17 protein-coding genes, 1 tRNA gene and 1 pseudogene are annotated in these 16,298 nt (G+C 66.4%); 11 read left to right on the forward strand and 8 right to left on the reverse strand.

The features are described 5' to 3' along the window. Positions 1-31: 31 nt before the first annotated feature. Entirely contained in the window at positions 32-481 is a 450-nt protein-coding gene (locus tag ACZ63D_RS21515; protein ID WP_465356093.1) for an SRPBCC family protein, read from the reverse strand. A gap of 45 nt (positions 482-526) precedes the next feature. On the opposite strand from ACZ63D_RS21515, the gene ACZ63D_RS21520 reads away from it, so the two are divergent. Further along, positions 527-1,123 carry a TetR/AcrR family transcriptional regulator gene (locus ACZ63D_RS21520; RefSeq protein WP_465356094.1) on the forward strand — a complete coding sequence of 199 codons (597 nt, stop codon included), beginning with the start codon at positions 527-529 and terminating at the stop codon, positions 1,121-1,123. Here ACZ63D_RS21520 and ACZ63D_RS21525 read toward each other — a convergent pair. After that, complete coding sequence (locus ACZ63D_RS21525; RefSeq protein WP_465356095.1) at positions 1,114-1,404, reverse strand: hypothetical protein; 291 nt, start codon at positions 1,402-1,404, stop codon at positions 1,114-1,116. The genes ACZ63D_RS21520 and ACZ63D_RS21525 overlap by 10 nt on opposite strands. A gap of 153 nt (positions 1,405-1,557) precedes the next feature. Here ACZ63D_RS21525 and ACZ63D_RS21530 point away from each other — a divergent pair. Next, a tRNA-Ile gene (locus ACZ63D_RS21530) sits at positions 1,558-1,631 on the forward strand. A 411-nt stretch (positions 1,632-2,042) separates the two neighbouring features. After that, positions 2,043-2,678, forward strand: coding sequence for a tyrosine-type recombinase/integrase (locus ACZ63D_RS21535; protein WP_465356096.1), 636 nt, complete (start codon positions 2,043-2,045; stop codon positions 2,676-2,678). Positions 2,679-3,265: 587 nt separating this feature from the next. On the opposite strand, the gene ACZ63D_RS21540 is transcribed toward ACZ63D_RS21535, so the two are convergent. From ACZ63D_RS21540 to ACZ63D_RS21550, 3 genes are all read right to left on the reverse strand, one after another. Continuing rightward, the gene (locus tag ACZ63D_RS21540) at positions 3,266-5,023 is read right to left on the reverse strand and encodes a thiol-activated cytolysin family protein (RefSeq protein ID WP_465356097.1); all 1,758 of its coding nucleotides are present in this window, start codon (positions 5,021-5,023) and stop codon (positions 3,266-3,268) included. 92 nt (positions 5,024-5,115) lie between these two features. Beyond that, complete coding sequence (locus ACZ63D_RS21545) at positions 5,116-5,928, reverse strand: trypsin-like serine protease (protein ID WP_465356098.1); 813 nt, start codon at positions 5,926-5,928, stop codon at positions 5,116-5,118. Positions 5,929-6,037: 109 nt separating this feature from the next. Next, positions 6,038-6,817: a trypsin-like serine protease gene (locus ACZ63D_RS21550; RefSeq protein ID WP_465356099.1), complete on the reverse strand. Its 780-nt coding sequence runs from the start codon at positions 6,815-6,817 to the stop codon at positions 6,038-6,040. A 941-nt stretch (positions 6,818-7,758) separates the two neighbouring features. Between ACZ63D_RS21550 and ACZ63D_RS21555 the strand changes: the two genes are divergently transcribed. The 6 genes and pseudogenes from ACZ63D_RS21555 (at position 7,759) to ACZ63D_RS21580 (ending at position 11,410) form a co-directional block, all read left to right on the forward strand. Next, the gene (locus ACZ63D_RS21555) at positions 7,759-8,298 is read left to right on the forward strand and encodes a hypothetical protein (protein WP_465356100.1); all 540 of its coding nucleotides are present in this window, start codon (positions 7,759-7,761) and stop codon (positions 8,296-8,298) included. Positions 8,299-8,939: 641 nt separating this feature from the next. Next, positions 8,940-9,404: pseudogene (locus tag ACZ63D_RS21560) on the forward strand (serine hydrolase domain-containing protein); the annotation flags it as partial. A gap of 130 nt (positions 9,405-9,534) precedes the next feature. Further along, entirely contained in the window at positions 9,535-9,831 is a 297-nt protein-coding gene (locus ACZ63D_RS21565) for a hypothetical protein (protein WP_465356314.1), read from the forward strand. Between the two features lie 388 nt (positions 9,832-10,219). Next, positions 10,220-10,531, forward strand: coding sequence for a hypothetical protein (locus ACZ63D_RS21570; RefSeq protein WP_465356101.1), 312 nt, complete (start codon positions 10,220-10,222; stop codon positions 10,529-10,531). A 42-nt stretch (positions 10,532-10,573) separates the two neighbouring features. Next, positions 10,574-10,708 (forward strand): hypothetical protein, encoded by a 135-nt coding sequence (locus ACZ63D_RS21575; protein WP_465356102.1) that lies wholly within the window; start codon positions 10,574-10,576, stop codon positions 10,706-10,708. Positions 10,709-10,912: 204 nt separating this feature from the next. Further along, positions 10,913-11,410: a YybH family protein gene (locus ACZ63D_RS21580; protein ID WP_465356103.1), complete on the forward strand. Its 498-nt coding sequence runs from the start codon at positions 10,913-10,915 to the stop codon at positions 11,408-11,410. Positions 11,411-11,761: 351 nt separating this feature from the next. On the opposite strand, the gene ACZ63D_RS21585 is transcribed toward ACZ63D_RS21580, so the two are convergent. Both ACZ63D_RS21585 and ACZ63D_RS21590 read right to left on the reverse strand, forming a co-directional pair. Next, entirely contained in the window at positions 11,762-13,252 is a 1,491-nt protein-coding gene (locus ACZ63D_RS21585; protein WP_465356104.1) for a carboxylesterase/lipase family protein, read from the reverse strand. A gap of 373 nt (positions 13,253-13,625) precedes the next feature. Further along, positions 13,626-13,910 carry a hypothetical protein gene (locus ACZ63D_RS21590; RefSeq protein WP_465356105.1) on the reverse strand — a complete coding sequence of 95 codons (285 nt, stop codon included), beginning with the start codon at positions 13,908-13,910 and terminating at the stop codon, positions 13,626-13,628. Positions 13,911-13,948: 38 nt separating this feature from the next. On the opposite strand from ACZ63D_RS21590, the gene ACZ63D_RS21595 reads away from it, so the two are divergent. Continuing rightward, positions 13,949-14,083 carry a hypothetical protein gene (locus tag ACZ63D_RS21595; RefSeq protein ID WP_465356106.1) on the forward strand — a complete coding sequence of 45 codons (135 nt, stop codon included), beginning with the start codon at positions 13,949-13,951 and terminating at the stop codon, positions 14,081-14,083. 501 nt (positions 14,084-14,584) lie between these two features. Here ACZ63D_RS21595 and ACZ63D_RS21600 read toward each other — a convergent pair. Next, positions 14,585-14,980, reverse strand: a complete 396-nt coding sequence (locus ACZ63D_RS21600; protein ID WP_465356107.1) for a hypothetical protein — start codon at positions 14,978-14,980, stop codon at positions 14,585-14,587. A 515-nt stretch (positions 14,981-15,495) separates the two neighbouring features. On the opposite strand from ACZ63D_RS21600, the gene ACZ63D_RS21605 reads away from it, so the two are divergent. Further along, positions 15,496-15,936: an Hsp20/alpha crystallin family protein gene (locus ACZ63D_RS21605; protein WP_465356108.1), complete on the forward strand. Its 441-nt coding sequence runs from the start codon at positions 15,496-15,498 to the stop codon at positions 15,934-15,936. Positions 15,937-16,298 lie beyond the last annotated feature (362 nt).

Raw genomic sequence — 16,298 nt, forward strand, 5'->3', positions numbered from 1 at the left:
CTCGCGGTCCGGACCGGGACCGCGAGGACGGTCAGCTCGCTTTCGCGGTGGCGAGCCGGGTGAGCGCGTCGCATTTCCGGCCGAAGTTGGCCACGATGCCGGCACCGATGATCCGCACCATGACCGCCCGCAGCGGGGTGTCGAGGACGACGCGCTGGGTCAGCTCGGCCCCGCCCGGGACCGCCGCGACGCTCAGTCGGAGGTCCATCTTCCCGAGCGGAACGGGCTGGCGGAGCGCGAGTTCGCGGCCGGGCAGCCAGGACGTGAAGGTGAAGTCCGGCGCGATCTTCGCGTGCACCCTGCCGCGGATTCCGCCGCTGGGATAGAGAAATCCGGTCGAACCCGCCGCGACCGGCCCGCGCAGCTCGACGCGCGCGACATCCGGATCCCAGCGCGGCCAGTTCTCGACGTCGGCGAGAACGTCCCAGAGCGCCGCCGGATCGACGGCGAGCGTGCGGGTCGAAGTCTTGTCCCAGGTCATGCCCCCGAACATATACGGAACTGACAGTCTCGTAAACTATGTGCCATGACGCACAGCCGACGTGGACGGCCGAGAGAGCAGGGGATCGACTCGGCGGTGCGGACCGCAGTCAACGAGCTTCTCCAGGAGGTCGGCTACCAGCGGTGCACGGTCGACGCGATCGCCGCACGCGCCGGAGTCGGCAAAGCGGCGCTCTACCGACGCTGGAAATCGAAGGCGGAACTCGTGTTCGCAGCGGTAGTGCACGACGACGCCCTCTCGGCACCGCCCGACACCGGCACTCTGCGCGGCGACGTGGCGGGCGTAATCGCCGACATTCAGTCCGCTTTGGACGGACCCCAGGTGCGAAACGCCTTGCCCGGTTTGCTCGCCGACCTCCACGCCGCGCCCGAAACCCGCCACGGCGAGCTGTTCCTGCTGCGGGAACAGGCCTACCTCACCGAAGTTCTGGACCGCGCGATCGCCCGCGGCGAGCTGACCCGTCGCCCCGAACTCCCCGTGGTGCACGCACTGCTTCTCGGTTCGGTCTTCGCCTGGCTGCACCTGCTGCGCGAGGCAGTGCCGCCAGGCGGTCTAGCCGACGCACTCGCCCCCGCTTTGCACGCCGCCATCGTCGAGTTGGGCGATGCCGCTCAGGGATGATTCCCCGTTGTCTCCGGCGGATTCTCCCGCGGCCGCGGCGACGGCTTACGCCGGGACAGCTCGTCCGCGATTATCGCCTCCATGCGCGTGTTGGCGCTGCGAACCGCACGGTATCCACGGTAGGCCGCCACGATTACCGCAATCCCGACGACCGCGGCTATCGAGAGCCCCGGCCCGTGCGAGACGAGAGTGTCGCGATAGTCGCGCGCGAGATAGCCCAGCCCGAGCCCGGCGGCGAGCGCGTCGAGAAGCGCGAGCGGAACCCGTACCGGCATGGGCATGGCGGTCTCCTCTCGGGACCCGACCCCAGCAATCTAGGCGACCGGAGCCCTCGACGAGGGGTCTCGACCCGAACGGCCTACGCCCCGGGCCCAGTGCGGGCCTGTGCTAAGTTGACCTGAACTGGGGGGATCGACCTGCGGAAGCGAACCCAGGGGCCGGTAGCTCAGTTGGTTAGAGCAGGGGACTCATAATCCCTTGGCCGTCGGTTCGAGCCCGACCCGGCCCACTCTGCCCCCTCTTTATATAGGGTCTGACCTGCGGAAACGTTCGTGTAGACGATCTTGAGCCGAGGTCTCGCGGGAGTGCTGGAGACGAGTGCGGCGCTGGTAGAGCAAGGGACAGTTCGAGTAGGCCTGTTTTCATGACCGCCGTTGGGGCATCGCTGGAGGTGCTGGAGCCCGATGGCATCCGGGAGCTTGTCTCGGACTGGAGAACGCATCTGAGGCCGACGACCGCGCCGACTCCACGGTCGCGCCTACCTCGACAGTGTGGCCATGCTGGTCAACTACCTCGACGACGAGAACATGCCGATGGTGGCTCCTGAGATCGGCGGCCGAGTTTCCGCACCGGAGAGTCGCTGTCGCACAGCTGCATCGCCAAGCAGTACCGGCTGCAGTTCTGGCGCTGACTCGACGATGTGGAAGATATCGTCGATTTTTCCCCGTTTTACAAAATAGAGGTGCCGAATGTCTCGGACATTTCGCCGACGGTTCTGCGCGAAAATGGGCTAAAGAAGCTACTGGTTGCCGCGAAAGGTAAAGAGTTTGCTGAACTGCGGGACCGGGTGGTCATTTTGGTGTTGATCGACTGCGGGGACCGGGTCGGCGAACTGTCGTTGTTGACGGTGGCGAATCCTGCGGAGCAGGAGCGCGGCAGCTTCGATTTCGACGTCGATGTCGTCCGCGTTCTGGGCAAGGGCCGTCGCATGCGTGACGTGCCCTTCAACCCCGCGACCGCGGAAGCGCTCCGGCGCTACTTCCGTTCCCGCATACGCCATCCCTATGGCAGGCGCACTGTCGCGGCGTGGCTCGGGCGCTACGGTGCGCTGAACGAGTGGGGCATCCGGTCGATGCTCGACCGCCGTGCGGAGCAGGCAGGAACCGGCCCGGTGTTCCCGCATCTCTTCCGACACACGTGGGCGCACCGGTGCAAGCTGGCGGGTATGAGCGATGAGGCGATCATGCGGATCGCGGGTGGCGCAGCCGCCAGATGCTCGAACGCTACGGGGCCTCCGCGGCGGAGGAACGGGCGCAGGCGGCGCACCGGAAACTGAACCTCGTCGATGCGCTCCTTTAGCCTCCAGCGGCCCCGTCGTGACTGCGCCCGCGAGCGCGAGAGCTGCGGTAGGCCAGCTGCTGGAAGTACGCGCGCTTGGCTGCGAGGGCCTGCTTCCGCCGCGTTTCGTCGTCCAGGACGCCATCCGGAAGCGGATCCGCTGCCGCGCCGACCGTCTACGGGCGCCTCTGCTCACAGCCGGGGCGTTCCCGTCGTCCTGCGGCCGGGAACAGCGGACCGCGCCTAGCTTTTCTGCACAGAGTGGCAGTTCACCGGGGCGCTGCGGACGCACGCCATTGCCGTCACCGACGACAGGCATGCCGATCCGGGCGGCTGGCGTGATCATGCGCCGGGGCCGAACGCCGTACCTGTGGAAGGGGAAACTCGGTTGGCTTGCGACATTCCCGGCCGGGCCGCTCAGGCCGCCGGTTCCGGGCAGGGCCACCGCATCCGCGCTCGCCGGAACGCTGGAAGTCGCCGCCTTGTGCGACTATCGCCTGCTTTTGGTGCCAGCCATCATCTGTCGCTCAGAGAAGACGCCAGGTCGCGCCAGCGGAATTGCCTGCGCGGCTGGGCGGTGGGCGTCTACTCGACATCCTTGACGACGAACGTGCAGCCGACGTGGCCGAGTCGTTTCCCTGAGCTGTCGTCGATGCGCAGGGTGCCGGTGAGGCGGCCGGTATAGCCGGACTGCACGTCGATGTGGCCTTTTCCTTTGTACTCGATCCGCTTGTTCGCCATCTTGCTGAAATACGAGACGTTTGCTTCGTCGAACTCGTATTTGTACGAGTTCTCGGATTGGTTCGGGATCTTCCTGCTGTGAAAAGGTTGCGGGCTCAACTTTCCGTCGCTCAAGATCTTTCCCGACGATCCGCCCTGGAGGGAGAGATTGCCTTCCCACTCCCCGTCGCTGCCATTGTACACATTCTCGATTTCAAACCGCCTGGACGGCTTTCGCCAGGTCACGGCGTCGAAGGTGGTTTTTTCGCTCATCTTGAGCGCTTCGTCCTCCAGGCTGTGGAGGGTGTAGCCGAGCACGGTGTATTTGTCGAGCGTCTGCTTGACATCGAAGATCGACAGAATACCTTTTTCGGAGTTGATGATGTTCTTCAAGTTGTCTGATGTCACCCCGGACGCGTAGACGCTGATCGATGATCCGGTGACCATCGCCTGGTAGTCCGCTTTGGCTTTGGCGTCGACTTTTTTCCAGAGTCCGAATGACGCCTCCAGTGCGGCGCTCAGGGACTCTTCGCTATGACTGGCTGTCATCGAGAACATCAGCGTGCGGCCGAAAATGACGCCGGAAACCATCGACGGCGGGTTCTTCTCGCCCATGAAACCTTTGCTGATCAGCTCGTGCAGCACGGTGTTGGTGAACTTTTCGTTCAGGTAGTCGTTGGGTGGCTTGACGTCGCACAGGGCGTCGTACATGATCTCGCGGAGAAACCCCACTACTGTGTTCTTTTTCTCTTTCCTCGCTGCGGAGAGGTCGAACTTGCCACCGAACTTGAGGAATTGCGCGGAAATTCCGAGTTCCAGGCACACGCTCGTGCTGGTCTGGCCGCTCACGACTTTGAACACCGTGGAGGAGGGGGCTCCTTCCTGGCCCTTGGCGGCTTGCTTGATGGCATTCATGACGTTGGTGTAGTTAGGCTTCTCGACCTGCTTTCCCTGGCCTGATCCGATGTTGTTGATGCTGATGCCCAAGGTTGTGCGGTGGTCCTCGCTGATCATGCAGGACTGGAGGAGGCCGTCCTTGACCGCCTTGTCCGAGCGAATGATGTTGCCTGGCCACAACGACCGTTCATTGGGGTCCGGGTTGATGAGGGAAGCGGGCGTAGCAACGAGTTTAACTTTTTGCTCGACGCGAATCCAATCGTCTTTCGGCGACTTCTTCGGCGATCCCAGGAGTTCGCGGCTGTCCGGCTCCTGTGGTGCAATCTCGCGCCACTTCTTCCACTGGTGCAGGTACTTCCACAGATCGGCTTTCTTGTCCCCGTCGCCGGAGCCGATCGACGAGGTGGTCAGCAGTTCGCGCCCGCTGAAGGCGCGAACGCGGTATCCGACGGTGCGGGGTTCGCCTTCGCCGGTGGCCGGAAATGTCAAGTCGCTGATGTCCTGCTGCTCGCCCACGACGACCGGTTCGCCTTCGGACTGCAGTTCCACCAACTGGTAGCGGTCCGCCCCGGGGACGTTCCACGTGATGCGGTGGGGGTTGCCCGGGCGCTCGACCAGCCAAGCGGGGGCAGGGAGCTTCGTCGCTCCGTCGTGCATCGCCCCGTACAACTCGATGTCCTCCTGCGCGCTCTTCGGCAGGGTGTCGTAGTAGTTCTCTGCAACCATGACGGTCGGCTCTCCTCTTCATCGGGTATTCACGGCAGAACCGAAGATGCTGCCGGCTTCCTTGGCTTTTTCGATCGTTCTGCTCGCCGCCCTTATCGCGGCGGCGCGAGGAACAGGCTGTCCTTGTTGGCTGTCCACCCGATGTTCGTGCGGTAATCGGCAGGTTTCGCCGGGCAACTCGGCGTCCCGTCGGGATAAGACGGCCCGGAGAGCGTCAAGCCGGCCATGGCGAATTCTTCCTGTTGGCTTCCCTGTTTGGCGCGACGCACCATCAAGGGGCCACCGGAGTCGCCGGTGCAGGCGTGTGCGTTGTTCGGTTCGCCCTTGTGGACAGCGGCGAAGGTGTGCACGTTCACCGGGTTCCACTCGTACGTGGCCGCCGTCACCCGGAGGATTTTCTTGGCGTTGCCGCCGGGGGTCACGCCCGTGCCGTACATGTAACCGGTTTTGCCGATGACGTCGTTCTTGCTGTTCGAGCGGATGGCCGGGACCGGGCTGGATCCGGCGAACGCCTTGGGCAGGTAAAGCCGCCCCAGGTCGGACGCCTGCGGGAGGGAGACGACGGCAGGATTCGTCGCGATCTGGCTGACACCCCGGCCGGGGATGTCGCGATACACGGTGTAGGTGGCTTTGGTGCCGTGGCTCAGGCAGTGGGCAGCGGTTGCTACGGTCCGGGGCGTGGTCAGCACACCGCTGCAGATCGCGTTCGGCTGGGAAGGCCGGGTGATGACGAGGGAGACGTACCACGGAGCCTTGTCCGGTGTTCCCGTCGTGTAATCCCCGGTGAAGGCTGCGGCGGATGGCGCCAGCACGGTCGTGGCGCACAGTGCCGCGGCATAGAAGGCGGGTGGTGTGCCGGTCCAGTGCCGACGTGGTCGGCCGGTTGTCTTGTCGAATGTTCGCATCGCTGGCCTTCCCGCGGCGTCTGAAAGCGAATCGGACTCAGAGGTGGGTGCTTTTTGGTGTGATGACAGTGGTGAATTGGCCTCTTGCAAGAACGGAGCGGTGTGCGGCTCAGGGTTCGGCGGTGGCGGTCACGAAGAATTCGCTGAACTTCGATGTCCACGCCGCGACGGTGGTCGTTGCCATGGCCTGGCTCGGGCACGTACCGGAGCCAGTGATGATCAGGCCTGCCAGGACCAGTTCCTTGCCCCCGCCGGTTTTTTCTCGCCAGATCATCAAGGGTCCGCCGGAATCGCCGGGGCACGCGTGTTGAGGCGGTGTGGTGTGGTTAGCGGCGATTTTCGCGCGAACCGCCATTTTCAACTCCGCTGTGGCGACCGGCAGCCGGTTGATGGAGGTCGCAGGCCCGCTCGGTGTGAGGCCCGTGCCGTACAGGTACCCGGACTTGCCGGTGACCTTGGTCTTGATCGGTGAGCGTTCTGCTGCGGCGGCTGTGGCGTTGTCGAATTTCTTGGGCAGGAACAGTCGGCCGAGGTCGCTCTCCCCGGTGGGCGAGACGATCGTCGGTTTGGTCGCGGTCTGGGACGGCGTGGTGCCGACCGTGCCGCGGTACACGGTGAACACCGTGCCTGAATCCACGCCCGCGCCGCCACCGGTCAGGCAATGGGCCGCAGTGGCTACAGTGGTTGCCGTGGTGAGTACACCACTGCAGCTCCAGGAAGCACCCTTTGCCGACTTGCCGTGCACCGACACGTACCAGGGTGCCTGCGCGGCTGTTTGGGGCTCGAAGCCGCCGGTGAACGCCGTTGCGGGGGGTGCGAATAACAGCATCGCGGCGCAAGCGGCTACGAAGCCAGCCGTTATCGATCGACGGCGGGATCTTTTTGCCATGACGTTCTCTATGAGCAGTTCTTTTGAGCGCGGTCATGATTCGAACAGGACCATCGACTCCGCTGGCAGGGTCGCCAGATCGCCGTGCGGGCGTCGCCATGCTCCGCGTTCCCGGTAGCGATTGCTGTTCGCAGGAGGGCCTGGGTGCTCTCGGTCGCGTTACCTCCTTTGTCTCGTTCGCTTCGAGCACGGCGTACTTCTAATACTGGCGTTGCAAATGGCTGGCGCAATGCCCGCATCGGCGGTCCACGCGAACGAGTTTTCCGGGCAACCCGCTTGGCGGCGCTGGTGGTGGGGTGGGGGAGCACCCGTTGTCACCGAGCACCCCCTTCGATGCACACGGCGGCGCTACCGTGCCGACCCGCAAGAGGTGGCTCGCCAACGCCATCTGCGAGTGCCTGCTCGTCGCCGAGGCAGAACTCTGCCCCGACCCAGGCTCTGTCATTTCCAGAGGTTCCTATGTCCGGCGCAACAGCGAGCCTCTGCCGGATAACGTGCGCGAGTCGCGCCCCGCCCATGGCAAACGCCCTGCTCGAGCAGCGGCCGTGTCTGGAGTGCGTTCGAGCGGGGAGGCCACGTGCAACTGATCACCGGACCCGCCCGTCTCGGAGTATTCGACCTATAGTGCGGATCGGTCGCCGCGGCACCAGCGGCTCGCTCGACGGCTGCCGCGTTCGACTGCGCACCCACAACGGTGACCAGCGACGTTGTCGAAATGGTGTGCAGGCGGCTGTCCTGTTCCTGTCGCGGCCTGGGTGCGTGGCGAGAGTGGCGCCGGAGCTGCTTGGTAAAGCCTTGTCGCTGGTTCGAGGGTTCCTGGCTGGTGGGCAGTGCAGCAGAAGGCGAAGGTGGGAATCCCGCGTGGTGACCGCATTTCCCATGTGAAAGGAACGGTGTGCTGTATGCGATGTCGTATTGGTATGGCTGCGGTGGCTGGGGCGATGATGGTGACGATCGCCGGTTCGGGTGCCGCTGTCGCGAGTGGGCCATTGTCTGCCGGCAGTCCCAGGAGCGCTGACCAGATCACCCCGTCGCAGGGAGTGAAGACTTTGTTCGAGGGCACTCCAGAAGAGTTCCAAGGAGCCAAAGTGCGCCTTTGCGCTACCGTGACCGATGCCGTCAAAGGCGAAGCGAAGGCCACGGCTGAGTTCTTGAAGGCCGGTGAATCCCCTACTGCGCCTGGAGTCTGCGTCGAATCGCCGACGATGTCCGGGGGATCCGCGTCAACACCGGCTGCCCAGCGAAGTCTCGGTTCACCGGCCGGGGTGGACCATCCGGCCAACGGCTTCCTGGACCTCTTCACTTTCCTCGTGTCCAGTGCCAAAAACCCCTCGCCGAAAAAGCCTCCGCCCGTAGAAATCGTCAACTGTGACCGCGAAGTAAAGAAAATGGTGTCCATGGCACTGCTCGGCGGTGCCCCTTCGCCCCCGGATTGCGTGCACAAGATAGCAACGATGCAGGTTCCTAACCCGACCGGTTGACCTTGTGCGAGCACCCCGCCGCGGGACAGCGCCCATGGTGGGGTGCTTCGCCTCCACACTGCGAGCCGCCTGCCGGCGGGATAGGCGTGGTCGACGACGTTGACCAGCGCACGTGCTACTCGGCCAGCCGTCTGACCAGGCTAAACCCGGCATCGGTGAAGTCATCGCCGCTGTAGAAGCGGACCCTGCCGGCGTTGCGGTGCTGGATGCCAGCCGAGAGGTACCGGATCCCTTGGTCGGTGGCTCATCATTCCGCAGCCGCCAACAGCGCCGAGCCGGCCCCGTACCGCGCACCGGTCGGCTCCGTTTGGATCTAGGGATCGGAACGGTGCGCTTGTGTTCTGCTGACGTCGAGGCTGTAATCGATGCAGCCCCGGCGCATCCCGCCCACGCCCCGGCGAGTTAGCGCTGGAGGCGAGTGGTCGGTATGAGGATCCCTGGCTGACCAGGCGAGAACAGGCCACGCTGATTGCATGTTTCTATCCGGTTCCCTTGTCGCCGACCGAGCCCTGCGTCCGCACGGCATGGCTTGCGTCCGCCAGGATGGCTCCGTGCAGACGCGCCCGCAACCGTCAGCCCAGAGAGAGGATGTCCGCTGGCCGGCGCAGTAAACACGCCCGGCTGAGCTCAGGAGAGGCCGGATGGGCACGTCAGTGCGGGGTTCTGTCGTCGTGGCGGTACCGGCGGCAGGATCGTGGTCTGGTGGTGGGTATCGCAAGGCATCCCGAAGGGACAGACCCTCAGGGCATCCACCGGAACGCGAGGGCAAGCTCGACCTCGACGCCCCGGTCGGCCGCTACCTGCCGCGGTTCGGCCTGGACCGCCGGATCACCGTCCGGATGCTGCCGCAGCACACCAGCGGCCTGTTCGACTACATCGGCGAATCCGGCCCCGACGGATCCATCGTCGAGCCCGGAATCCCGTTGGTGGGCAAGGAAGGCGTGGCGAACCGTTTCCACCGCTACCGGCCGGACGAACTGGTCCGCCTGTCCCTGGCCAAGCCGCTGCGCTTCGAGCCCGGCACGCGCTGGCAGTACTCCAACACCAACTACGTGCTGGCCGGGCTCCTGGTGGAGCAAGCCACCGGAACCTCGTACGCCACGCAGGTGCAGCGGCGCATCCTCCAGCCGTTGCGGATGCACGACACCAGCCTCCCCGGAGCCCGCACAACCATTCCAGCAGGAAACGGTCCGGGACCAACGGATGCGCACCGCACTCGCGGCGTGGAGCACATGCATGCACGACACCGGGTTCGACTCCGACGCGCCGTGGCAAGCAGCGGAAGGGAACGGCTCCTGGCCCCGCAACCGCGACGGCTGGTACTACACCGACCCGACCCCGCTCGAGATCCTCACTGCCACAGCCGACGCCGCCTGCCGGGCGCGGACCGACGTTTTCCGGGTCTGGGTCGTTGTGGAGACAGGCTATCGAAATCGTCTGATCGCCCAACACCAGCCGGAACTCGAGCGGGCGAAGCACTGCGTGGCCGTGTGGCTCGCGAACGCCCGACGCGCGATCGAACAGGGTGGATAAGCGACGGTTCACGGGGTTCCGGCTGGGCGTTCTGTTGCGGCGGAAGGCGCAGTGCACACGTCGTGACACGGGCTGCTGACGCGGCGCTGACCAGAGGGGACGGTGCCGATTAGTTCGCTCTGTCCTGCTTCCCGTCTGGCGCGTCAGGACTCGGAGTGCTGCGGGGCGGTCAGTTCGCGGCACTCCGCGTATGCGGGACCGGCTGTGTCGTCGAGGGTTTGCCCAGAAAGCGTCACAGCCGGTGCGTCGTACCCACGTCTGCGCGGGTGTGCGAGGCATCTGCAGCGCTGAAAATCGACGGTCTCCTTGCCGCTTGGTCAGCTCAGGGAGGCATAGCCCGGTCTTGAGCGGAATTCCTCAGCGCGGCCTTCGGTTCCCACAATGGGCGATGACCGACTTCAACGATTCAGGAGACCTGGTGGCCGAGGCGATTTCCGCTCCGGGGCTTTCGGCCCCGGCCGCAGCCGCCACCCTGCTCGAGGAGCTGTGCGTTGCCGACGTGCCGTTCGGTGTGAATCTGTTCGCACCGAATCCCGTACCGGTCGACCGGGCCGAGCGCGAGCGCTACCACACGGCGATCCCGTACGAAGCGGATCGGCGAGGCTTCGACCTCTGCAGCACTCCGACCACCAGGGGCGACGACGGCTGGCGCGACAAGGTCGACCTGCTGCTCGCGGTCCCATCCCGCTGGCCGCCGTAGCCGAAGATGCCGCCGTGCGGCAAGGCCGGTGCGGTCGCGGCGATGGCCGCCACGATTCTGCTTCGCTCTGACGAAAGCGGTGCGTCGGCTGCCCACTGCGCCGCACTCGACCACGCCGCAACGGGACGGACCGTGCTGACCCGTGCGTTCTTCGGCCGTTCCGGCTGGGCGCTGTGAAACACCTTCACCGATCGGTGCACAGGGGCCGCGCCGTCGGGATTTCCGGCACTGCACCACCTGACCAGCTCGCTCCGGAAGGCCGCCGACTGCAGCGCTTGCTCGTCCATGCGGGCAACGGTTGTCCCCATGCGCAAGCCGAACCGGCCGCCGACATCCTCCGCGGCCTCACCACACACCTTCGGCCCCTGAGGAGCACGCCCGATGATTTCTCTCGTCGACTACCAGTTCGGCCCGGCCGCGCGAGAACGCCTCGCCGCCAGTGCGGATCCCGGCCGCGAGGGCGCCGTCGCAGCGCTCGAAACCTTCTATTACGCGCTCAACCACCAAGACCTCGACGCGCTGTCCGCGGTGTGGTCGCAGGACGAGCTCGCGCAGTTGAACAATCCGGTCGGCGGGATCCTCCGTTCCGGTTCCGCGGTCACCGACCTGTACCGGCGGATCTTCGCCGGTAGCCTCGCCCTGACGGTCACCTTCGGCGACGCAGCCACGTACGAGTGGCCAGAGGTCGTAGTGTTCGCGGGACGGGAGACCGGGCAGTACCACGACCGCACCGGCGCGGCGGTGCCGCTCACCATCCGGACCAGCCGCGTGTTCGGCTACGACCACGCCGCAGGCAGGTGGCTCCAGGTCCACCATCACGGCAGCATCGACGACCCGGACCAGTTGACAGCTTACCAGCGCGCCGTGCGCGGCGGGTAATCCGAGCAGCCGCACCGCTCGCCAGAGTTACGACCGTGGCATTGCCGCACATCGACTCGCTCAAGGGCCCGACGCCGACCAGACCTGAACTCTGGACGCTGTCCTCGAGGCGTTCGGCGTGCCCAGCCACGCCCGCCGATCGACCACGAGGGCGATCACACTTTGGAGAGCCGAGGAGAGCGCGGGCGACCCGCGGCTGGTTGGCCGCGCCCTTTGTTGTGCCACCGGCGACGCGTCAGCGGTGACACGGCGGTGGACCGATCCAGGCCAGGTGTGGCCGGCTGGGCATCTGCGGATCAGCCGTCCTCCGGCGACTTTTCGAAGGTGGGGCCGGGGAGCCGGCTTCGGCGATTACGGGAGGTCGAACGGGGCGGGGGAGTGGCCTTCCCAGATTTGGCGAGATGCCTGTTCGGGGTAGGGCAGGGTCTTCGACTCGGTGTCCAGGACGCGGGTGAGGCGCTCGCCGGGCCGGTGCGCGGACCAGCCAGCGTCGCCGGTGGTGACGAAGCGGACCCATGCCGCCTGGAGTTCGCGGGAGAGCGCGACGGCCTCGGGAGTGGGCTCCTCGCCGATGAGCTGGGTGCCGACGGGGCTGTCCAGCGTGCCGAACGCCAGGGGCACGTCGAGGCTGTGGCAGGCGCCAAGGACGCCGCCGAGGGCCGGGGCGGCCCAGCACAGTTCGAACAGGTACGAGGTGCCGCCGGCTGCGGCGTTCGCTTCGGCCAGCTTCTGTGACGGCATGCGGAAGAGGGCGTCGGAGTACAGCGTCTCCACCAGTTCCTCCGGGCCTGCCTGCGGGAACGCGGCACGGTAGGCCCGCGCGCCGTCCGGCTGTGGGGCGTGTAGTTCCAGGGCTGCGTGGGCATCTTCCTCGGTGAAGGTGCCATACCGTCCGCTCACGACGCTGAAGTACCGGAATTCGTCCCGGGTGTGGCCGACGAGCAGTTCGATCCCGCTCGCTCGCGCGCCGGTCAGCGCGGGCCAAGGCGTTTCCGGGAGAACCTCGCCGTCGACGACGGGGCACAGCGCGGTGCCGGTCTCCGTGAGGCGTCCCCAGCTCTCCCGGTGTGCGTGGAGGCCGGCGTTGAAGAAGGTGAGCTCGGCGGCCAGATGCCATGGGTCGATGTCGCGCAGGGCCTCGGCGGTGGGGGCCGCCGCTCCGAGCCGGTCCGCGAACGCGGCGGTGACCTGCCGTGCCAGTGCGGGGGTGCTGTGCAGCCCCGGCACCGAATGGGCGATGGCCCGCCGGAACAGGCCGCGCGCGGACTTCATCGTGAGCAGGGCGGCGACCGAGCCCGCTCCCGCGGACACCCCGCCCACGGTGACCCGGCCGGGGTCGCCTCCGAAGGCAGCGATGTTGCGCTGCACCCACTCCAGCGCCGCGATCTGGTCGAGAAATCCGCGGTTGGGCGGCACGTCGTCGAGGAACGCGAATCCCTCCGCGCCCACGCGGCAGTTGACGGTCACCACGACGACTCCCGCCCCGGCCAGCGCCGCCGGGTCGTACATCGGGTCGCTCGACGCCGCCGAGAGGTAGCCGCCCACGGGGATCCACACCAGCACCGGCAGTCCCGCCGCGCCGGGATCCGGAGTGCCGACGTTGAGAGTCAGCCAGTCGGCGCCCTGCGGGGGCACGTCGATCGGCAGGGACAGCGGCACCACGGGGCCGAACTCGACCGCCTGCCTGGTCCCCTCCCATCGCCGCGGCGGGGCGGGCGCGGCGAAGCGAAGCGCTCCGACCGGGGGCTGGGCGTAGGGGATGCCGCGGAACACTGCGTGCCCCCGCCGCCAGCGTCCCTGCACCATGCCTTCCGTGGTCCGTACCTTCGGCTGTTCCGACATGACGATTCCTTCCCCCCGTCCGCACCCAGGGTTATGGGTCAGCTGTATTATGTCAACTGTATTGGAACAGCGCCGGGGTACAAGAAGAGGCCGGAGATGCCGAACAGGTGGATCACCGTGGGCGCCGCGAAGCGATTGCCCGCGCAACTGGGGCGGATGGCGGGGCAGCGCGGCGTCACGTACGCCAGGGGCTCGAAAACTTGGTGACCGCCCGCACTCCCGAGACGTGCTGCGGCTGACGCTCGCGGAGAGCTGCTTCCGGACTGGAGGCGGCAGCTCAAGGCCGAAACAAGTCCCAGAACACGATCGACTCCTACCTGCGCGTCGCCGAGACTTCACCGTCTTCCTCGTCGAGGAGGATACGCCCGGCGCGTCAGAGATCGAAAAGGCGCACGTCGAAGAGTTCATCATCGATCTGCAAGAACGTCCGGGCAAACGCACCGGAAAGCCCCTGTCCGATGCCTGCGTCAACAAGTATTTCCGGGCGCTGCAACAGCTTTGGCGCTGGCTGGAAGAAAGTCGAGGGCGAGATCGACACGTCCCCGCTGGCGAAGATAAAGGCATCCGCCGTGCCGGAGGCCCGTCGACATCCGCGGGGGTTCTGGAGGCGAGTGCGGCGCTGGTAGGGCAAGGGATTGTTCGAGTAAGCCTGTTTCATGACCGCCGTTGGGGTATCGCTGGAGGTGCTGGAGCCCGATGGCATCAGGGGGTTGTCTCAGACTGGAAGACCTGAAGGCCGAGAACCGCGCCGACGCGTACTTCGACGGCGTGGCCATGCTGGTCGACTGCCTCGACGACGAGAATATGCCGATAGTGGCCGCCGAGAGCTAGAACGGCATTTCGAATACCTTCGCCAGCGGTCGAATTTTCGGATCGGTGAGTGGCGTTGGCTCGACGATGTGGAAGAGATTGTCGAGTTGTCCCCGGTTTGCGAAATGAAGGATCCGCACGTCCCGAGCAATCCGCCGATGTCGTCCGCCGAGCGGAGCAGGCAGGCGAAGGGAAGCTGCGTACCGCAGGGCGGCGGGCTCCGGCGAACACGCGTGTGGCCAGGTCGCGGGCGGAGAACGCAACGTCGGGCGCGACAGCTTGCATCTGGCGAATCTCACCCGACGAACGATGCGGTCAGCAGCGGCTAGGCTGCTCGCCACCGGCGTGCTTCCGGCGGTGTGGGGCGGCAGGATGGGCTGTCGCGGAAGGGCACCGCAACCGCGGGCGTCTGCCAGCCTGACGCCGCAGTTTCGTGGCACCGTGTTCCTCGGGCAATGCGTGGGTGCGGTGGCTGGTTCTCGTGCCATAGCTGTGAAATCGTCGGATTCCTGCCCGCCGGGGTCAGCCGGTTGTCTCGGCCACTGCGGTGCTGGATCCGGATTCGGCGGTGTCCTCGGTGAAGGCCGCGAAGGAGAATGTGACTCCGTGCCTGGTGGCTGACGGGGTGATGATTCCGGCGGTGCCCGGCTGGTCCAGCCGCGCGAGGATGCGGGCTAGTGCTTCGGGCGCTTCGGCCGGCTCGTCGGCGGTTTGGGCGAGTGTCCGGTGCAGGATGCCGATGTCCCAGGTGTTTCCGCCGGCTCCGCTGCCCGCGGCGACGGCGATGGTCGCGTCCAGCAGCCAGCGCGGGGCCTTGCCGGGCAGGGACGGCGTGGCGTGCGAGGTCAGTCCGACGACCTGGTCGGCGCGCAGGAGGCCGTCGCTGAGCGTCTGGATCCAGACTTTGTCGAGCCCCATGGGTTCCGGGTCCTCCGTTCGTGGCGGGGAGCGGGGTTCAGACGTGGTGGCGGCGCGCGGCGGTCATGGTCGCGGCCGCGCAGCCGAAGACAGTCATGGCGAACAGGACTACTGCGGTCATCACAGACTCCCGGGTGCGGTGTTCGGGCGCGGCGCCGGGGCGGTCGCGTCAGCTGGCGTCGCGCGGGTCGGCAAGTCTTCCCTCCGGCGTTCGCGGCACCGTGCGGGCTGGGGCCAGGCGAGCGCTCGGTTAGCACTCGATGGCTTGGAGTGCTAATTCTGATTTAGCACTCCCGTGTCGCGATTGCAACCGGCGCCACGGGGACTCGGCTCCTGCGGTCGGTGTCGAGCCCCCTCCGGTGCAGCGGCCAGATCGCCGGGATTCCCGCGCTCGCTCGGAAGCGCTCGGAGCGTGTCGTCCTTTCAGTGACACCGGGACTTGTCATCGTTTCGATGACGTGATACCTCTGTGGTGTGCGTCGACACCAGAGCTGACACGACAGGGAGGAAACGTCATGTTGATGCGCACCGACCCGTTCCGGGAGTTCGACCGGCTGGCCCAGCAGGCCTTCCACAACGTCGCGGGGACCTGGTCGCGGCCCGCGGCGATGCCGCTGGACGCTTACCGCGTCGGCGACGAGTTCGTCATCGCGTTCGATCTGCCCGGCGTCGACCCGGACGCGATCGAGCTGAACATCGAGCGCAACGTGCTGACGGTCAAGGCCGAGCGCCGTCCCGCGATGACCGACCAGTCGGTCGAGATGCAGGTGTCCGAACGGCCCTTGGGCGTGTTCTCCCGGCAGTTGTTCCTCGGGGATTCCTTGGACACCAACCAGATCAACGCTGCCTACGAAGCGGGTGTGCTGACGCTGCGGATCCCGGTTGCCGAGCAGGCCAAGCCCCGCAAGATCGAGATCAGCGGCGAGCGCGCTGCCCGCAAGGAACTCGACGCCTGACCCGGCGGCGTGCTCGCTGAGCCGGTCGTGTCGGCTGCGCGGACGGTCCCGCGGAGGAGTTCTTTCGCTGTGCTGCGTCGAGTTTCGACGCGATCGCGCAGGCGGAGAGGGGACGGTCCGCGCTGCCGCGTTCAGATGCTCCGGACCGGCCCGTCGGGTTGCCATGGAGGACGACAGGGGCCGGATTGGGCCGCCGTGCTCACTTGCGGTTCGGGACGTAGGCCCGATTCTGGCTGCGATAGACCCGGTTCACGGCGGACACCGCAAGTATTTGTTCGCGGGCAGGAAAAACCGGCCGGTTCAGCAGGCCAGGTGAAGTCGCCGGGGGAGCTGACCAAGGTCGCGAGTAGCCACCAAAGGGC

The organism is Amycolatopsis sp. NPDC104775, from assembly GCF_055583325.1.

What these genes read in the sequence shown, in the direction of transcription:
- ACZ63D_RS21595 (WP_465356106.1), top strand. Translation starts at nt 13,949, where the DNA reads ATGGCATCAGGGGGTTGTCTCAGACTGGAAGACCTGAAGGCCGAGAAC.
- ACZ63D_RS21590 (WP_465356105.1), bottom strand. Translation starts at nt 13,910, where the DNA reads ATGAAACAGGCTTACTCGAACAATCCCTTGCCCTACCAGCGCCGCACT.
- ACZ63D_RS21545 (WP_465356098.1), bottom strand. Translation starts at nt 5,928, where the DNA reads ATGCGAACATTCGACAAGACAACCGGCCGACCACGTCGGCACTGGACC.
- ACZ63D_RS21550 (WP_465356099.1), bottom strand. Translation starts at nt 6,817, where the DNA reads ATGGCAAAAAGATCCCGCCGTCGATCGATAACGGCTGGCTTCGTAGCC.
- ACZ63D_RS21570 (WP_465356101.1), top strand. Translation starts at nt 10,220, where the DNA reads ATGACCGACTTCAACGATTCAGGAGACCTGGTGGCCGAGGCGATTTCC.
- ACZ63D_RS21585 (WP_465356104.1), bottom strand. Translation starts at nt 13,252, where the DNA reads ATGTCGGAACAGCCGAAGGTACGGACCACGGAAGGCATGGTGCAGGGA.
- ACZ63D_RS21555 (WP_465356100.1), top strand. Translation starts at nt 7,759, where the DNA reads ATGATGGTGACGATCGCCGGTTCGGGTGCCGCTGTCGCGAGTGGGCCA.
- ACZ63D_RS21540 (WP_465356097.1), bottom strand. Translation starts at nt 5,023, where the DNA reads ATGGTTGCAGAGAACTACTACGACACCCTGCCGAAGAGCGCGCAGGAG.
- ACZ63D_RS21575 (WP_465356102.1), top strand. Translation starts at nt 10,574, where the DNA reads ATGGCCGCCACGATTCTGCTTCGCTCTGACGAAAGCGGTGCGTCGGCT.
- ACZ63D_RS21525 (WP_465356095.1), bottom strand. Translation starts at nt 1,404, where the DNA reads ATGCCCATGCCGGTACGGGTTCCGCTCGCGCTTCTCGACGCGCTCGCC.
- ACZ63D_RS21565 (WP_465356314.1), top strand. Translation starts at nt 9,535, where the DNA reads ATGCACGACACCGGGTTCGACTCCGACGCGCCGTGGCAAGCAGCGGAA.
- ACZ63D_RS21600 (WP_465356107.1), bottom strand. Translation starts at nt 14,980, where the DNA reads ATGGGGCTCGACAAAGTCTGGATCCAGACGCTCAGCGACGGCCTCCTG.
- ACZ63D_RS21520 (WP_465356094.1), top strand. Translation starts at nt 527, where the DNA reads ATGACGCACAGCCGACGTGGACGGCCGAGAGAGCAGGGGATCGACTCG.
- ACZ63D_RS21605 (WP_465356108.1), top strand. Translation starts at nt 15,496, where the DNA reads ATGTTGATGCGCACCGACCCGTTCCGGGAGTTCGACCGGCTGGCCCAG.
- ACZ63D_RS21515 (WP_465356093.1), bottom strand. Translation starts at nt 481, where the DNA reads ATGACCTGGGACAAGACTTCGACCCGCACGCTCGCCGTCGATCCGGCG.
- ACZ63D_RS21580 (WP_465356103.1), top strand. Translation starts at nt 10,913, where the DNA reads ATGATTTCTCTCGTCGACTACCAGTTCGGCCCGGCCGCGCGAGAACGC.